The sequence below is a fragment of the Raoultella sp. T31 genome (genome assembly GCF_002806725.1).
Classification (GTDB): Bacteria; Pseudomonadota; Gammaproteobacteria; order Enterobacterales; family Enterobacteriaceae; genus Klebsiella; species Klebsiella electrica.
Window position 1 is genome coordinate 1 of the sequence record NZ_PIBO01000041.1, and the last position, 16,280, is coordinate 16,280.

Annotated in this window: 15 protein-coding genes and 1 tRNA gene; 10 read left to right on the forward strand and 6 right to left on the reverse strand. The window is 57.1% G+C overall.

Translation table 11 applies throughout. The annotated features are described in order from the left end of the window. Nucleotides 1-100: 100 nt before the first annotated feature. Nucleotides 101-177 (forward strand) — tRNA-Pro (locus CWM52_RS21555). A gap of 528 nt (nt 178-705) precedes the next feature. Here the strand turns inward: CWM52_RS21555 and hemY are convergent. The 4 genes from hemY to hemC are packed head-to-tail and all read right to left on the reverse strand — an operon-like array spanning nt 706 to nt 4,775. Continuing rightward, nucleotides 706-1,902, reverse strand: coding sequence for a protoheme IX biogenesis protein HemY (gene hemY, locus CWM52_RS21560; protein WP_100685948.1), 1,197 nt, complete (start codon nt 1,900-1,902; stop codon nt 706-708). Nucleotides 1,903-1,905: 3 nt separating this feature from the next. Beyond that, entirely contained in the window at nt 1,906-3,075 is a 1,170-nt protein-coding gene (hemX, locus tag CWM52_RS21565; protein ID WP_100685949.1) for a uroporphyrinogen-III C-methyltransferase, read from the reverse strand. 21 nt (nt 3,076-3,096) lie between these two features. Beyond that, nucleotides 3,097-3,837 (reverse strand): uroporphyrinogen-III synthase, encoded by a 741-nt coding sequence (hemD, locus tag CWM52_RS21570; protein ID WP_100685950.1) that lies wholly within the window; start codon nt 3,835-3,837, stop codon nt 3,097-3,099. Then, nucleotides 3,834-4,775, reverse strand: coding sequence for a hydroxymethylbilane synthase (gene hemC, locus CWM52_RS21575; RefSeq protein ID WP_100685951.1), 942 nt, complete (start codon nt 4,773-4,775; stop codon nt 3,834-3,836). Before hemC ends, hemD begins: the two co-directional genes overlap by 4 nt. A 356-nt stretch (nt 4,776-5,131) precedes the next feature. Here hemC and cyaA point away from each other — a divergent pair, with 356 nt between their 5' ends. Continuing rightward, the gene (cyaA, locus tag CWM52_RS21580) at nt 5,132-7,684 is read left to right on the forward strand and encodes a class I adenylate cyclase (protein WP_100685952.1); all 2,553 of its coding nucleotides are present in this window, start codon (nt 5,132-5,134) and stop codon (nt 7,682-7,684) included. Nucleotides 7,685-7,760: 76 nt separating this feature from the next. Here the strand turns inward: cyaA and cyaY are convergent, their stop codons facing one another. After that, the gene (gene cyaY, locus CWM52_RS21585) at nt 7,761-8,081 is read right to left on the reverse strand and encodes an iron donor protein CyaY (RefSeq protein WP_100685953.1); all 321 of its coding nucleotides are present in this window, start codon (nt 8,079-8,081) and stop codon (nt 7,761-7,763) included. 138 nt (nt 8,082-8,219) lie between these two features. Here cyaY and lptM point away from each other — a divergent pair, with 138 nt between their 5' ends. From lptM to corA, 8 genes are all read left to right on the forward strand, one after another. After that, entirely contained in the window at nt 8,220-8,423 is a 204-nt protein-coding gene (lptM, locus tag CWM52_RS21590; protein WP_100685954.1) for an LPS translocon maturation chaperone LptM, read from the forward strand. 35 nt (nt 8,424-8,458) lie between these two features. Continuing rightward, complete coding sequence (gene dapF, locus CWM52_RS21595; protein WP_100685955.1) at nt 8,459-9,283, forward strand: diaminopimelate epimerase; 825 nt, start codon at nt 8,459-8,461, stop codon at nt 9,281-9,283. Next, nucleotides 9,280-9,987, forward strand: coding sequence for a DUF484 domain-containing protein (locus tag CWM52_RS21600; protein ID WP_100685956.1), 708 nt, complete (start codon nt 9,280-9,282; stop codon nt 9,985-9,987). Before dapF ends, CWM52_RS21600 begins: the two co-directional genes overlap by 4 nt. Then, entirely contained in the window at nt 9,984-10,886 is a 903-nt protein-coding gene (xerC, locus tag CWM52_RS21605; RefSeq protein WP_100685957.1) for a tyrosine recombinase XerC, read from the forward strand. The genes CWM52_RS21600 and xerC overlap by 4 nt, the downstream gene beginning before the upstream one ends. Further along, nucleotides 10,886-11,602, forward strand: coding sequence for a 5-amino-6-(5-phospho-D-ribitylamino)uracil phosphatase YigB (yigB, locus tag CWM52_RS21610; protein WP_004869603.1), 717 nt, complete (start codon nt 10,886-10,888; stop codon nt 11,600-11,602). The genes xerC and yigB overlap by 1 nt, the downstream gene beginning before the upstream one ends. 78 nt (nt 11,603-11,680) lie before the next feature. Continuing rightward, nucleotides 11,681-13,843 carry a DNA helicase II gene (uvrD, locus tag CWM52_RS21615; protein WP_100685958.1) on the forward strand — a complete coding sequence of 721 codons (2,163 nt, stop codon included), beginning with the start codon at nt 11,681-11,683 and terminating at the stop codon, nt 13,841-13,843. A gap of 148 nt (nt 13,844-13,991) precedes the next feature. After that, nucleotides 13,992-14,048 (forward strand): YsgD/CorL family protein, encoded by a 57-nt coding sequence (ysgD, locus tag CWM52_RS27195; RefSeq protein WP_407081267.1) that lies wholly within the window; start codon nt 13,992-13,994, stop codon nt 14,046-14,048. Between the two features lie 148 nt (nt 14,049-14,196). Next, complete coding sequence (gene corA / locus CWM52_RS21620; RefSeq protein WP_100685959.1) at nt 14,197-15,147, forward strand: magnesium/cobalt transporter CorA; 951 nt, start codon at nt 14,197-14,199, stop codon at nt 15,145-15,147. 218 nt (nt 15,148-15,365) lie between these two features. Here the strand turns inward: corA and rarD are convergent, their stop codons facing one another. Next, entirely contained in the window at nt 15,366-16,259 is an 894-nt protein-coding gene (rarD, locus tag CWM52_RS21625) for an EamA family transporter RarD (RefSeq protein ID WP_100685960.1), read from the reverse strand. Between the last annotated feature and the right edge of the window lie 21 nt (nt 16,260-16,280).

Sequence of the window (16,280 nt, forward strand, 5' to 3'; positions counted from 1 at the left end):
CTTCAGGTGTTAGTGTCCTTAGGATGTGGGGGTTCGAGTCCCCCCCCTCGCACCACGACTTTTAAAATGAATTGAACTAAAAATTCAAAAAGCAGTACATCGGCGAGTAGCGCAGCTTGGTAGCGCAACTGGTTTGGGACCAGTGGGTCGGAGGTTCGAATCCTCTCTCGCCGACCAATTTTGAACCCCGCTTCGGCGGGGTTTTTTGTTTTCTGCCGCGCCACGACTATCTTATATCTCCCTGATCTTCCGAATAAAAAACCGCTATCCGCGCACACTGCGAACGCGTAATTTCGTACCCGGAATCCTCCCAATTTACTGTTGTGACAGATGCAATTTCCACGCAACCTGTGCGATAATAAACGGGTAGATGCTCATTCCATCTCTTATGTTCGCTTTCGGGCCTCATAAACTCCGGAATGATGCAGAGCCGTTTACGGTGCTTATCGTCCACTGACAGATGTCGCGCTTTTACGCACGATCTTCACGCTGCTGCGAAGCCGCTTGAGAGATACAGCGTATCGCCTCATCAAACACCATGGACATAACGTTGAGTGAAGCACCCAATTTGTTGTCAAACAGACCTGTTTTAACGCCTGCCCTGGTTTCAGTGCAGGCGTTTTTTTATGTCCGCGACGGGATGAGCAGAAGAGAGCTCAGAGAAGCGCGCTATCGCCTCTTGAAGAGACGATAGCGGGAGGGAAGTTACGGCTGAGGATTGTTCTGTAGCGTTAACAGCAGGCCGTCACGGCGCATTAACGCCGCTTCTTCCGGCTGATGCATACGGTCAAGCGTATCGGCCAGCCATGCGTAATCAAAGGCATCCGGACGCTGTTTCAGCGCAGCGCGGAACGCGATACTGGCCTCCTGCCATTCGCCGTGGCGCATCAGGGATTGCCCCAGCGTGCTCCACAGTAAAGGCCTGTCGCCGACCGATTTAATCTGTTGACGCAGCACTTTTTCCAGCTGCTCCGGATTATTGGTCTTCAGGCGCGGAATCAGCGTCACCAGGCGGTCATCATACTGCTTCTTCAGTCCGTCGATAATAATCTGCTGCGCGGTATCGTGATCGTCGCTCTCGATGAGCAGACTGGCCATCGCCACCTGCAGGGATACCTGGCTGCGAGTTTTGCGGTTCTGGTTTTGCCACCACTCACGTAATCCATCGCTTCCGCGATCGGCCAGGGTTTGATCCATCAAGCCAATCCAGGCCTGCTGCTCCAGCGCGGCGCGGTGCTCTTCATCACTGACGTTGGCTTTTGCCATTGACGGCAGAATATCCAGCAGCGAATTCCATGCGCCGGTGCGGGTATAGGCCTGCTCGGCCAGGCGCAACACTTCCGGATGCCGCGGGGTAATCTCCAGCAGCTTATCAATCCCGTGGCGGGCCGCATGGTTTTCATTGCGGGCCAGCTGCAGGCGCACGCGCGCGATCTCGACCGGGATCAGGTCGTCTCCGGCCAGCTCCGTTGCGCGCTCCAGATGCTGATTCGCCCGGGCTTCATCACCACGCTGCTGGGCTGCTTCCGCCGCCAGCAGATAGTTCACCACCGGCTGCTCGGCGTGATCGGCGTTCTTCGCCATCAGCTTTTCAACCTGCTGATAGTCGCCTTCCGCCAGCTTCAGCAATGCCTGTTCGGTTTGCTTACGTGCGCGACGGCGTTTGCGGCCCACGAACCAGCCACGGGTATGGGCGCCGGTACGGAAAATACGGCGCAGCAGCCATTCAATCGCAAACAGTACCACCATGGTGAGGATCATGATGATCACCAGCCCGGTGACGCTGGTTTCGATGTTGTAGTTATCGGTCTGGATCAGAACGTAGCCCTGGTGTCCGGAGATAATCGGGCCGACAACGATCCCGGCGATCAGCAGTGCGAAGAGTAAGAGAATTTTCAGCATGCGTTACTCTCCTTGTGGCGCAGGGGCGGGGGCAGGGGGCGTCGGAGCGCTGCTCTGGGTGACGGCTGGCTGGGCCATCAGGTTGCGTACCCGCGTTTGCATCAGCTTCTCGAGAATGGCCTGACTTTGCAGATTTTCCGGCACGTTCATCGTGATGCTTTGCTGACTCAGTTTATCGACATCTTCCAGGAACGCCCTAGTCGTGGCATCTTCCGTGTCGTAATACGCGCGAACCCAGGTGGAAACATTATCCAGCGCTTGTTTGTATGTCTCTTCCTGATGGCGCGGTACCGCTTGCGCCGCAACCAGCAGACGGGAGCGAATATTTTCGCGCAGGTAGATATCCTGGTTTGGCGCCAGCAGCGGGACAGCGGTTTCGTCGCGGCGACGAATGGTAATAAAGCTGTCCATAAAGCTCTGCCAGCTCTTTTGCAGATTCACGCGCCATTCGCCGATGGAGCTGGACAGCTCTTCGCTGTCGGAATCCATCGGCGAGTCGTCGCTGTTATTGTCGGCGAGACGCAGGTTATCAATCTGGTTAGCAAGCTGGTTGACCTTGAGGATAATACCGTCGTAGTCGACCTGGCTGACGGCCGACAGCGACGCAATATCGTCGGTAATGGCGCGGCGGGCGCTAATCAGACTGGGATCGTTCATATCGGCGAGGCTGGCATCGGCGCTTTTTAACAGCGCCGCGGCGGTGGTGACATCCCGATCGCTCCACAGCTTACGCCCGGCCGATTTAACCAGAAAATCGGCCTGCGCCAGCAGCCAGGTTTTGGCATCGCTGCCGGAAATGACGGCCACTTTTTGCTGCACGTCTTCCAGTTGCTTCGCCAGCGTCTCCTGCTGATGTTTCGCTGCGGTTAGCTGGTCCGCCTGCTGCCTGATAATCCCTTCAAGCTCATTTTTTTGGCTTTCTTGCGCTTTTTGCAGCTCCGCCAGCCGATCGGCGAGCGCCGTGCTGGTCTCATTCTGGCGCGATACTTGCTGTTTATTTAAACCAAACAGGCCGACGCCTGCGGCGAGGGCAATGGCGATAGCAACCGCACTCAGAACGAGACTGGTTTTATTGCCGCCGTTTTTCTTTCCGGTCTTCTCTGGCTGTGGCGCCTTGTCCACGGCCTCCCTGGTCTCTTCAACCACGGCGGATTGGTTTTGTTGTTCCGTCATTATGGCTTCCAATGTTGAGAGTTATTGTAATGCGCGTAGCAGCGCATCGTTGTCGGCGCTATCGGCAATCTGGATATCCTGCCAGCCCAATTCACGGGCCTGCCGGGCCAGGCGTTCACTGACAACTAAAATGCGACAGCGAAGGAGCCACCGTTCGCGATACCATTGGGGTATCAGCGCCCAAAGCTGTTGCAGCATCTCGCCGCTGGTCACGACCAGCGTAGTGACGCCGCGGGACTGCCAGCGCATTGCTTCTTCTGCGCCATCGTAATGCTTCGCACTACGTTGATAGCATTCACAAAAAGTAACGTCGGCGCCACGCTCGCGGAGCGTTTCACCTAATAATTCCCGCCCGCCGTTACCGCGAAGAAGAAGGGCTTTCTTCCCGGCAATGTTTTGTAATTCAGGTAATTGTAGCAAGACTTCGCTAATTTCCCGATCTAATGGGTAGCGAATGTTCTGCCCACTGACCGTATGCAGGGCCAGCGCCGTAGTGCGGCCAATCGCAAAATAGCCGGGTGCTTTCGGCCAGCGTTGGCCCAGTTGATGTAAGCGAGCATGGGCAAACTCTACCGCATGCTGCGAGAGCGCAAACAAAAGATCGCCTGCGGACAAGGCGGCCAGCTGGCCGCCTAGCGCAGGCAGTTCGCGTCCGGGCGTAAACTCAATGAGTGGAAAACTCCAGGCCACATGTCCTAACGCGCGCAGGCGGCTGACCAGTTCTTCACTTTTGGGCAACGGACGGGTGACCAGGATGCTCATCGCGGGGCTTCTCCTGCATAAACGGCGGCGAGAATGCCGCGGGCGCCGTTATCCAGCAGCTCTTCCGCCAGCGAGACGCCGAGACGCTCGGCATCTTCCGGCTGGCCGCGTCGTTCGCCGCGTACCACCTGCGAACCGTCCGGCGCGCCGACCAGCGCGCGCAGCCACAGCTCACCGTTAATCAACTCAGCATAGCTGCCGATCGGAACCTGACAGCCGCCTTCCAGCCGGGTATTCATCGCCCGTTCCGCGCGGACGCGAATGGCGGTTTCCGTATGATTCAGCGGTGCTAACAGCGTTTGCGTCCATTGATCGTCCAGGCGACATTCAATGCCGACCGCGCCCTGGCCGACCGCGGGCAGCGACTGCTCCGGCGTTAACGGCTGACGAATGCGCGACTCGAGGCCCAGACGTTTCAGCCCGGCGGCCGCAAGGATAATGGCGTCGTATTCGCCGCTATCGAGCTTGCCGAGGCGGGTGCCCACGTTACCGCGCAGAGAGCGAATCTCCAGATCGGGACGTTGGGCTGCCAGCTGGCACTGCCGACGTAAGCTTGAAGTGCCAACGATGCTGCCGTGCGGCAGCGCATCGATTGACGCATAGTGGTTAGACACAAAGGCATCGCGCGGATCTTCGCGCTCGCAAATCGTGACCAGCCCCAGTCCCTCGGGAAACTCGACGGGAACATCTTTCATGGAGTGCACGGCGATATCCGCGCGCCCTTGCATAATGGCCAGTTCTAACTCTTTGACAAACAAGCCCTTGCCGCCCACTTTTGCCAGCGGGGTATCAAGGAGCACGTCGCCGCGAGTGACCATCGGCACCAGTTCTACCGCCAGTCCAGGATGGCAGGACTCAAGGCGCTCTTTCACATAATGCGCCTGCCATAGCGCAAGTGGGCTTTGCCGTGTGGCAATTCTCAAAACTTTGTCTAACATGCTTGTTACCGTCATTGTCGACCACAAACTATCCTAACATTGTTGCCTTATGGATGTTAGTTTTGTGGGATTAGGGGGGCGGCTCTTTCTTTTTTTGCGTTATTTGCGTTTGGTGCCATTGCGGTTGCCACAACCGTAGTGAGGAATTTACACGCAGTAAACGGTGCTACACTGGTATGTAGCGCATCTTTCTTTACGGTCAATGAGCAAGGTGTTAGATTGATCACGTTTTAAACCATTTGTCCGTCAGCAGCTCATCACAACCACACCGACGACAAATGGTGACGGTTTTTGTTGAAATACTGAAATCCTCCGTACTATTGTACGACGGGTTTTTGAACATCAGGCGATATGTCTTGTACCTCTATATTGAGACACTGAAACAGAGACTGGATGCCATCAACCAACTGCGCGTGGATCGCGCGCTTGCTGCCATGGGACCCGCTTTCCAGCAGGTTTACAGTCTACTGCCGACATTACTACATTATCATCACCCGTTGATGCCGGGTTACCTTGACGGTAACGTTCCCCGTGGCATTTGTCTCTACACGCCTGATGAAACCCAACGCCACTACCTTGACGAGTTAGAACTGCACCGCGGTATGCTGGCGCAAGAGCCGCCGAAAGGCGAACTGCCGATTACCGGCGTCTACTCGATGGGCAGTACCTCCTCCGTTGGCCAAAGCTGCTCTTCCGACCTGGATATCTGGGTTTGTCATCAGGCATGGCTTGATACCGAAGAGCGCCAGCTGCTGCAGCGCAAATGTAGCCTGCTGGAGAGCTGGGCGGCATCGCTGGGCGTTGAAGTCAGCTTCTTCCTGATTGACGAAAACCGCTTCCGCCATAACGAAAGCGGTAGCCTGGGCGGCGAAGACTGCGGGTCGACCCAGCATATTTTACTGCTTGATGAGTTCTACCGTACCGCCGTGCGTCTCGCCGGAAAACGTATTCTGTGGAATATGGTGCCGTGCGACGAAGAAGATCATTACGACGATTATGTGATGGGGCTCTACGCGCAGGGCGTACTGACGCCAAACGAGTGGCTCGATCTGGGCGGCCTGAGTTCGCTGTCGGCGGAAGAGTACTTTGGCGCCAGCCTGTGGCAGCTGTATAAAAGTATCGATTCGCCGTATAAAGCGGTGCTGAAAACGCTGCTGCTGGAAGCCTACTCCTGGGAGTACCCGAACAACCGCTTGCTGGCGAAAGACATAAAACAGCGTCTGCACGACGGAGAAATCGTCTCGTTTGGTCTCGACCCCTACTGCATGATGCTGGAGCGCGTGACCGCCTACCTGCAGGCGATTGAAGACGACACGCGCCTCGATCTGGTGCGGCGCTGTTTCTATCTCAAAGTGTGCGAAAAACTCAGCCGCGAGCGCGCCTGCGTGGGCTGGCGTCGCGAGGTGGTAAGCCACCTGGTGAAAGAGTGGGGCTGGGATGAAAAGCGCCTGATGATGCTCGACAACCGGGCGAACTGGAAGATCGACGAAGTACGCAAAGCGCACAACGAGCTGCTGGATGCGATGATGCAAAGCTATCGCAACCTGATCCGCTTTGCGCGACGCAACAACCTCAGCGTGTCCGCCAGTCCGCAGGATATCGGCGTGCTGACCCGTAAGCTGTATGCGGCGTTTGAAGCGCTGCCGGGCAAGGTGACGCTGGTGAACCCGCAGATCTCTCCGGACCTCTCCGAGCCGAATCTGACCTTTATCCACGTGCCGCCTGGCCGTGCCAACCGTACCGGCTGGTATGTGTATAACCGCGCGCCGGATATGGAATCGATCATCAGCCATCAGCCGCTGGAATATAACCGTTATCTTAATAAGCTGGTGGCCTGGGCCTGGTTTAACGGCCTGCTGACGTCACGTACTCGCCTGTTTATTAAGGGCAACGGTATCGTCGATCTGGCGAAGCTACAGGAGATGGTCGCCGACGTTTCGCACCATTTCCCGCTGCGCCTGCCGTCGCCCACGCCGAAAGCGCTGTATAGCCCCTGCGAAATCCGCCACCTGGCGATTATCGTCAACCTCGAATATGACCCGACGGCGGCGTTCCGCAATCAGGTCGTGCATTTTGACTTCCGCAAGCTGGACGTCTTTAGCTTCGGCGAAGCGCAGAAGTGCTTAATCGGCAGCGTCGATCTGCTGTACCGCAACTCGTGGAACGAAGTGCGAACCCTGCACTTTAACGGCGAGCAGGCGATGATCGAAGCGCTGAAGACCATTCTGGGTAAAATGCACCAGGACGCCGCGCCGCCGGATAGCGTTGAAGTGTTCTGCTACAGTCAGCACCTGCGCGGACTTATCCGCACCCGCGTGCAGCAACTGGTCTCCGAATGCATTGAGCTGCGCCTCTCCAGTACCCGTCAGGATACCGGGCGCTTTAAGGCGCTGCGCGTGTCCGGGCAGACCTGGGGGCTGTTCTTCGAGCGGCTTAACGTGTCGGTGCAGAAGCTGGAGAACGCCATTGAATTCTACGGCGCTATCTCGCATAACAAGCTGCACGGTCTGTCGGTCCAGGTGGAAACCAACCATGTTAAGCTGCCGCCGGTAGTGGACGGATTTGCCAGCGAAGGGATTATTCAGTTCTTCTTTGAAGAGGCGGATAACGAGAGCGGATTTAATATCTATATTCTCGATGAGAGCAACCGCGCCGAGGTTTATCATCACTGTGAAGGCAGTAAAGAGGAGCTGGTGCGCGACGTGAGCCGCTTCTACTCTTCATCCCACGATCGTTTCACCTACGGCTCCAGTTTTATCAACTTTAACCTGCCGCAGTTCTATCAGATTGTCGACGTTGATGGCCGACACCAGGTGATTCCCTTCCGCAGCCAGGCGATTGGCGCCGTGACGGCGCCGGTGAATCAGGATGCCGCGGTGTCACCGATGCTGCAGCAGCACTATTCCTGATCGACATGCCTGAGTCGCCATTTCCCCCGGCGATGTGGCGCTTTCGCCGGGGCTTTGCTTTCCCGGTTACGCTGGCTTAGCGAAAACTCACCGTTTCACCGGCCTGCCGGGTCGCCGCCTGCTCCAGCAGATCCCAGAAAGTTTCACCGCTGCGATCGCACACCCACTCATCACCTTTAAGATCAAAATGGTAGCCGCCTTGTTTCGTGGCCAGCCACACCTGATGCAGCGGCTCCTGACGGTTGATAATAATTTTGCTGCCGTTCTCGAAACTGAGGGTCAGCACGCCGCCGTTGATTTCACAGTCGATATCGCTATCGCCGTCCCGTTCGTCCAGACGCTCTTCGATGGTCATCCACAGGCTGTCAGCCTGGCGATGGAATTCACTGTCGTTCATGGTTCTACCCTGCTTTTTTGAAGATGGCGGCAGTATAGCGCGAAACAAAAGCGCGCGCAGTCGGATGCTAAACGCTTGCTTTTACGTCTTCTCCTGCGATGATAGAAAGCAGAAAGAGTGAATCACGGGCAACTATCAATGAAAAACGTTTTTCCAGCGCTTGCCGTTTTATTGGCGATCTTCAGCCTGACCGGCTGTGGTCTGAAGGGACCGCTTTATTTCCCTCCGGCAGAAAAGACGGCGGCTCCGCCGACCAAACCGGTCAATAGCGGTATCCAGAGCTCGACGCCGGATCGTAACGATCGCGGCGATAGCGGCGGCCCGACCCAGGTAAACTATTAACGATAACGTTCTGTTCCGCGCAACTGGAGTAGATGATGCAGTTCTCTAAAATGCATGGCCTTGGCAACGACTTTATGGTCGTTGACGCGGTAACGCAGAATGTTTTTTTCTCACCGGAGCTGATTCGCCGCCTGGCGGATCGGCATCTGGGCGTCGGTTTCGATCAGCTGCTGGTTGTTGAACCGCCTTACGATCCGGATCTGGATTTCCATTATCGTATCTTCAACGCCGACGGCAGCGAAGTGTCGCAGTGCGGCAACGGCGCGCGCTGCTTTGCCCGATTTGTCCGCTTGAAAGGCCTGACCAATAAACGTGACATCCGCGTGAGCACGGCGAACGGTCGTATGGTATTAAGCGTAACGGAAGACGATCTGGTGCGCGTCAACATGGGGGAGCCGAACTTCGAGCCCTCTCAGGTGCCATTCCGCGCCAACAAAGCGGAAAAGACCTATATTATGCGCGCCGCCGAGCAGACAGTATTGTGCGGCGTGGTGTCGATGGGGAACCCGCACTGCGTCATTCAGGTCGATAATGTTGAAACCGCGACGGTGGAAACGCTTGGCCCGGTGATGGAAAGCCACGAACGCTTCCCGGAGCGCGCCAACATCGGCTTTATGCAGGTGGTCGAGCGCGATCGTATTCGTCTGCGCGTTTATGAGCGCGGCGCCGGCGAAACTCAGGCCTGCGGCAGCGGCGCCTGTGCGGCGGTAGCCGTTGGTATCCAACAGGGACTGCTGGCCGAAGAAGTACGCGTGGAATTGCCAGGCGGGCGTCTTGATATCGCCTGGAAAGGCCCGGGCCAACCGTTGTTTATGACTGGCCCGGCGGCACATGTCTACGACGGATTTATTCACTTATGAAACAAGTCGGGGAAGAACAGCAGGAAATCACCGGCGCGCTGAATGACCGCGCGGTGGTGGACTATCTGTTGCAACATCCTGAATTTTTTATTCGTAATGCTGCACTGGTCGAGCACATGCGCGTTCCGCACCCGGTGCGCGGCTCGATCTCGCTGGTGGAATGGCACATGGTGCGGGCACGTAACCATATCAACGTGCTGGAAGAGAACATGATGCTGTTGATGGAGCAGGCCACGGCGAATGAGAGCTTGTTCCAGCGTCTGCTGCATCTGCAGACGCGGCTGGCGGCGGCGGAAAGCCTTGATGAGATGCTGAACCGTTTTCATCGCTGGGCGCGCGAGATAGGCCTGGCGGGCGCGACGGTGCGTCTGTTTCCCGATAGCTGGCGGCTGGGCGCGCCGTCGAAATTCACTCATCTGGCGCTAAGCAGGCAGGCATTTGAGCCCATCCGCATTCAGCGTCTTGGGCAGTCTCGTCATTATCTCGGGCCGCTGCACGGGCCGGAACTGCTGGTGGTACTGCCGGAAGCGAAAGCTATCGGTTCGGTGGCGATGTCGCTGCTGGGCGGCGATGACGCTCCTGGCGTGATGCTGTTCAGCAGCCGCGATGCCCAGCATTATCAACAAGGCCAGGGAACGCAGCTGTTGCGGGAAATTGCGTTAATGCTGCCGGGTCTGTTGGAGCGCTGGGTTGAACGCGCATGACCGACTCTCCCTTATTCACCGCCGTTGACCGCTTTCTACGCTATCTGGGCGTAGAGCGTCAGTTGAGCCCGATTACGCTTCTGAACTACCGGCGTCAGCTTGATGCGCTGATGGCGCTCGCTGAACAGGCGGGGCTCAAAAGCTGGCTGCAGTGCGATGCCGCTCAGGTTCGTGGCCTGGCGGTTCGTAGCCGCAAACAGGGCCTGGGGCCGGCAAGCCTTGCGCTGCGACTTTCCGCGTTGCGCAGTTTCTTTGACTGGCTGGTGGCGCAGGGCGAGCTGGCGGCGAACCCGGCGAAAGCCATCTCCGCCCCGAAAATTCCCCGTCACTTACCGAAAAATATCGATGTCGATGACGTCAACCGGTTGCTGGATATCGATCTTAACGATCCGCTGGCGGTACGCGACCGGGCGATGCTGGAGGTGATGTACGGCGCGGGCCTGCGTCTCTCCGAGCTGGTCAATCTTGATATTAAACACCTCGATCTGGAATCCGGGGAGGTGTGGGTGATGGGCAAAGGCAGCAAAGAACGCCGCCTGCCGATTGGGCGCAGCGCGGTGGCGTGGATCGAACACTGGCTCGATTTACGCGGTCTGTTTGGCACGGATGACGATGCGCTGTTTTTATCTAAACTCGGGAAACGTATTTCCGCGCGAAATGTGCAGAAGCGCTTTGCCGAATGGGGCATTAAGCAGGGGCTGAATAGCCACGTGCATCCGCATAAACTGCGCCACTCCTTTGCCACCCATATGCTGGAGTCGAGCGGCGATCTGCGCGGCGTACAGGAGCTGCTGGGTCATGCCAATCTCTCGACGACTCAAATCTATACCCATCTTGATTTTCAACACCTTGCCTCGGTGTATGATGCGGCGCATCCGCGCGCCAAACGGGGGAAATAATGCGTTTTTACCGACCGCTGGGCCAAATTTCTGCACTGACGTTTGACCTGGACGACACCCTTTACGACAACCGTCCGGTCATCGACCGGACGCTGCACGAGTCGCTGGCCTTTGTGCGCAGCTACCATCCGTCACTGAGCCGGTTTGATGCGAACGAGCTGCAACAGCTGCGTCAGACGCTGCTCGAGACAGAACCGGAGATTTACCACGACGTGACCGAGTGGCGGCGACGCGCGCTGGTGCTGGGGATGACCAATGCCGGGCTCTCTCCCGGGCAGGCTGCCGCGGGCGCGGATGCGGCAATGGCGAATTTTGCCCACTGGCGGAGTCTGATCGATGTGCCGCAGGAAACTCACGATACGCTGGCCGCGCTGGCGGAGAAATGGCCGCTGGTGGCGGTGACCAACGGCAACGCGCAACCTGAACTCTTTGGTTTGAGCGACTATTTCCGTTTTGTTCTGCGTGCTGGTCCGGACGGGCGATCGAAACCCTTTGCCGATATGTATCATCTGGCGGCGGAGCGTCTTGATTTGCCGCTGGATCGGATACTTCACGTGGGGGATGATCTGACCACCGATGTGGCGGGCGCTATTCGCTGCGGCATGCAGGCCTGCTGGATCAAACCGCAGGGGGCCGATCTGATGCGTGCGACCGACAGCCGCCTGCTGCCGCACATTGAAATTTCACGGTTGGCATCTCTGACCTCGCTGATATAATCACCACTAGTTCTGTATATATTAACAGTATGCCCGGTAGACGATGCGTGGCCGGGCAGCTCATTTCCGGCGGTGCCAATGGACGTTTCTTACCTGCTCGACAGCCTCAATGATAAACAGCGTGAAGCCGTAGCCGCTTCACGCACCAATATGCTGGTTCTGGCGGGAGCGGGCAGCGGTAAGACGCGGGTTCTGGTACACCGTATTGCCTGGCTGCTGAGCGTGGAAAACTGCTCACCGTATTCGATTATGGCGGTGACCTTTACCAACAAAGCGGCAGCGGAGATGCGCCATCGTATTGGCCAGCTGATGGGGACAACCCAGGGCGGCATGTGGGTCGGGACATTCCACGGGCTGGCCCACCGGCTGCTGCGGGCCCACCATCTGGACGCTAACCTGCCGCAAGATTTTCAGATCCTCGATAGCGAAGACCAGCTGCGTCTGCTGAAGCGTCTGATTAAGGCGATGAACCTCGACGAGAAGCAGTGGCCGCCGCGCCAGGCGATGTGGTACATCAACAGCCAGAAAGATGAAGGGCTGCGCCCGCATCATATTCAGAGCTACGGCAACCCGGTGGAACAGACCTGGCAGAAAGTGTATCAGGCCTATCAGGAAGCCTGCGATCGCGCCGGTCTGGTGGACTTTGCCGAACTGCTGCTGCGTGCGCACGAGCTGTGGCTTAATAAACCGCATATTCTCCAGCACTACCGCGAACGCTTCACCAACATCCTTGTGGATGAATTTCAGGATACCAACAACATCCAGTATGCCTGGATTCGCCTACTGGCGGGCGATAGCGGCAAGGTGATGATTGTGGGGGATGATGACCAGTCGATCTACGGCTGGCGCGGCGCCCAGGTGGAGAATATTCAGCGTTTTCTCACCGATTTCCCCGGCGCGCAGACCATTCGCCTGGAGCAGAACTATCGCTCAACCAGTAACATTCTCAGCGCGGCCAACGCCCTGATTGAAAACAACAGCGGGCGTCTGGGCAAAAAACTGTGGACCGATGGCGCCGACGGCGAGCCTATCTCCCTCTACTGCGCGTTTAACGATCTTGATGAAGCGCGCTTTGTCGTCAATCGCATCAAAACCTGGCAGGAGAACGGCGGGACGCTGGAGCAGTGCGCCATTCTCTACCGCAGCAACGCCCAGTCGCGCGTGCTGGAAGAGGCGCTGCTGCAGGCCAGCATGCCGTATCGTATCTATGGCGGCATGCGCTTCTTCGAACGCCAGGAGATTAAAGACGCGCTCTCTTACCTGCGCCTGATTGCCAATCGCAACGATGACGCGGCGTTTGAGCGCGTGGTCAATACTCCGACCCGCGGCATCGGCGATCGCACGCTGGACGTGGTTCGTCAAACGTCGCGCGACCGTCAGCTCACGCTGTGGCAGGCGTGCCGCGAACTGTTAAAAGACAAAGTCCTCGCCGGGCGCGCCGCCAGCGCGCTGCAACGCTTTATGGAGCTGATTGACGCCCTGGCGCAGGAAACGGCGGATATGCCGCTGCACGTGCAGACTGACCGGGTGATTAACGACTCCGGTCTGCGGATGATGTACGAGCAGGAAAAGGGCGAAAAAGGTCAAACCCGAATTGAAAACTTAGAGGAGCTGGTAACCGCAACGCGCCAGTTCAGCTACAACGATGAAGATGAAGATTTAATGCCGCTGCAGGCCTTCCTCTCTCACGCCGCGCTGGAAGCGGGTGAAGGGCAGGCGGATACCTGGCAGGATGCGGTGCAGCTGATGACCCTGCACTCGGCGAAAGGTCTGGAGTTCCCGCAGGTGTTTATCGTTGGCGTGGAAGAGGGGATGTTCCCGAGCCAGATGGCGCTGGATGAAGGTGGCCGGCTGGAGGAGGAGCGTCGTCTGGCTTACGTCGGCGTGACGCGCGCGATGCAGAAACTGACTCTCACCTATGCGGAAACCCGCCGTTTGTACGGCAAAGAGGTTTACCACCGCCCGTCGCGCTTTATCGGCGAGCTGCCGGAAGCCTGTGTGGAAGAGGTACGCCTGCGCGCGACGGTGAGCCGTCCGGTCAGCCACCAGCGGATGGGCACGCCGATGGCGGAAAACGATACCGGCTACAAACTGGGGCAGCGCGTACGCCATCCGAAGTTTGGCGAAGGCACCATTGTGAATCTGGAAGGCAGCGGCGAGCATAGCCGTTTGCAGGTCGCCTTCCAGGGGCAGGGTATTAAATGGTTAGTGGCGGCCTACGCTCGATTAGAAACAGTGTAACAGTAAGAAAAGTATCGTTTTTTTGTAATAATCTGCTAGCCTTATATGCTAAAGGGCAGGATTTGCTCTTTAGCGTTCCGTTGCGTGTTGACGCCGTTTTTGTGCTGGCGTAACATGCGCGCACGATTACGCTAAGAGGACATTCGCCTTGGACACACCCAGTAGACGCTGGCTCAACTTCCTGTCTGTCAGGAACAACTCCTAAGGCTATCCTCTTATGCTGATAGCCTTAGCGGTTGTCAGCGACCCGTCATACCCGTCGCTCTGAGTCAGGCTTAATGGTCTGAAACCCAAATTGTTTCTGTGTGCCCACCGAACTGTCCGATAATTTTTTTGCATTGGGAGTCCCGGTCATGCTGAGCGCATTTCAACTGGAAAATAATCGTTTAACACGCCTTGAAGCTGATGAGATCAAGCATCTTGCCAGTTCGGTGTGGGTCGATCTGGTCGAGCCCGACGACGACGAACGAAGCCGCGTGCAGACGGAACTGGGTCAGAACCTGGCAACGCGCCCGGAACTGGAAGATATCGAAGCATCGGCGCGTTTCTTCGAAGATGAAGACGGTTTACACATTCACTCCTTTTTCTTTTTTGAAGATGCGGAGGATCACGCCGGTAACTCCACTGTGGCATTTACGATTCGCGAAGGGCGCCTGTTTACCCTGCGCGAGCGTGAATTGCCGGCATTTCGCCTCTATCGCATGCGCGTTCGCAATCAGTCAATGGTTGATGGCAACGCCTATGAACTGCTGCTGGATCTGTTCGAAACCAAAATTGAGCAGCTGGCGGATGAAATCGAAAATATCTACAGCGATCTGGAAAAACTCAGCCGCGTGATCATGGAAGGTCGTCAGGGCGATGAGTACGATGACGCGCTCTCAACGCTTGCCGAGCAGGAAGATATCGGCTGGAAAGTCCGTCTGTGTCTGATGGATACCCAGCGCGCTCTGAACTTCCTGGTGCGCAAGGCGCGTTTACCTGCGGGACAGCTGGAGCAGGCGCGCGAGATCCTGCGAGATATCGAATCCCTGCTGCCGCACAACGAATCGCTGTTCCAGAAGGTCAACTTCCTGATGCAGGCGGCGATGGGCTTTATCAACATCGAGCAGAACCGCATCATCAAGATCTTCTCGGTGGTTTCCGTGGTGTTCCTGCCGCCGACGCTGGTGGCTTCCAGCTACGGGATGAACTTTGAGTTTATGCCGGAGCTGCACTGGAGCTTTGGTTACCCGGGGGCAATTGTCTTTATGATGCTTGCCGGCCTGGCGCCGTATCTCTACTTCAAGCGTAAAAACTGGCTGTAACAAGGTCTTTTTACCCTGCTGAAAGACTGTTTAACCTTTTCCGCCGAGCGGCGGCTGACGCCTTGCCCGGCCTACAGAACTGTACCCTGCCTGGCCTGTGGAACATCACCTGTCGTGCTGGCGCGGATTATCCGTAGGCCCGTGCAAGCGAAGCGCCGCCGGGCAGTTTCGGCAGCGCGCACCTTGTCAGCAAACTGGAAGGTGCTGCGGTTTTTTCGTTATGCCCCGCGCGTTCTGCGTATTGTGTAAACCGCATCCATCACGAAAATAGCCAGCGCGACCCAGATAAAGCCAAAGGTCACCATCTTATCGGCCCCCGGCACCTCTCCGTAAAATAGCACTGCCAGCAGGAACATCAGCGTCGGGCCGATATACTGGAAGAATCCCAGCGTGGAAAGGCGCAGGCGGGTGGCTGCCCCGGTAAAGCACAGCAGGGGAATGGTGGTGACAACGCCCGCCGCCATCAGCAACAGGTTCAGCGACCACGGATTCTGCCCCATATGGCTGGTTGGGCTGTCGGCGATGGCAAACAGGTATATGGCGGCGACCGGCAGAAGCCACAGGGTTTCGACTAACATCCCGGTTTGCGCGTCGACGGCGATTTTTTTACGCAGCAGCCCGTAAAAGGCAAAGCTGAACGCCAGCCCAAGGCCGATAATCGGCAGCGAGCCAAAGGTCCACAGCTGTACCAGCACGCCGCAGGTGGCCAGCAGTACCGCCAGCCACTGCATCCGGCGAAAACGCTCGCCGAGGAAAATCATCCCCAGCACAATATTCACCAGCGGGTTAATGAAGTAGCCGAGACTGGCCTCCAGCATATGGTGGTTATTCACCGCCCAGATGAAGAGCAGCCAGTTGCCGCCAATCAGCACCGCCGACAGCGCCAGCAGGAAAATTTTACGCGGCATATGCAGCAGTTTTTTCACCTGTGGCCACTGGTGGCTGAGGCTGATTAACGCCAGCATAAAAAAGAATGACCAGATCACGCGATGGGTCAGGATTTCATCGGCGGGAACATAGTAGATAAGTTTGAAGTAGGCAGGTGCGATGCCCCAGATAAAATAGGCGGCGAGAGCCAGCATAATCCCCAGCCGCGTTTGTTTTGCATCCATCGGTAGAATCCGTTACGCCAA